The 662-nt window shown below is 70.5% G+C and carries 1 protein-coding gene; it reads right to left on the bottom strand.

All coding sequences use genetic code 11. The annotated features are described in order from the left end of the window. Positions 1–222 precede the first annotated feature (222 nt). Positions 223–662, bottom strand: a 440-nt coding sequence (locus tag D7X74_RS43505; RefSeq protein ID WP_158622382.1) for a hypothetical protein, incomplete at its 5' end; no start/stop codon positions are given.

Raw genomic sequence — 662 nt, 5'->3', positions numbered from 1 at the left:
TGCCTGATGTCTCCCCGCCCGGAAAACCCGACGCCGTACGTCCCTGCCTGCTCCCCCGTGCAACCCTGGTGCCCAGGGCAGGGACGTGCACTGACGGACATTGGGAAGGGGCTGGCGGCCTGGATGCCATGTGACAGGGCCGTGACGAGACCCAGGATGGGAAGGTTTTTTCCCTCTCCGGGTCACGCGGGCCTGTAAGGCCGGGCTGTAAGAAGGGCGGTGTTACCGATCAGCGGGCGGATCCACCGGAGCTTCGGTGGAAGGTTCCGCGGGCGACCCGGCGGGGGGTTCCACGGGGACTTCCACGGGTACTTCGCGCTGCGTCAGGGCGCGCAGCACCCCCACGAGCACCAGGATCCCGACGAGCCCCAGGAGGGTGCGCCAGACGATGAGCGGCACGCCGGGTTCGCTCACGGTGAACTTCGCGTGGAGCGCCTTGGGCCGGGAGGTGAGGAAGCGGACGTCCACGTCCCAGGCGCCGGTCTCCGGGGGGACGAACTCCGTGCTCCACCCCACCGCGTCCCGCTTCAGGGCGCGCGTCACCTGACCGGGCACGCCCTCCTGGGAGAACGCGACGGTGACGCCCCCCTCGAAGGGGGGCCCCTGGATGTTGCCCACCGACAGCGTCAGGCGCAGGGGCTCGCCGGGGTGGGGTCTGTCTC

The sequence above is a fragment of the Corallococcus sp. CA047B genome (assembly GCF_003612065.1).
Taxonomy (GTDB): domain Bacteria; phylum Myxococcota; class Myxococcia; order Myxococcales; family Myxococcaceae; genus Corallococcus; species Corallococcus praedator.
This window is presented reverse-complemented; position numbering and strand designations above follow the sequence as displayed.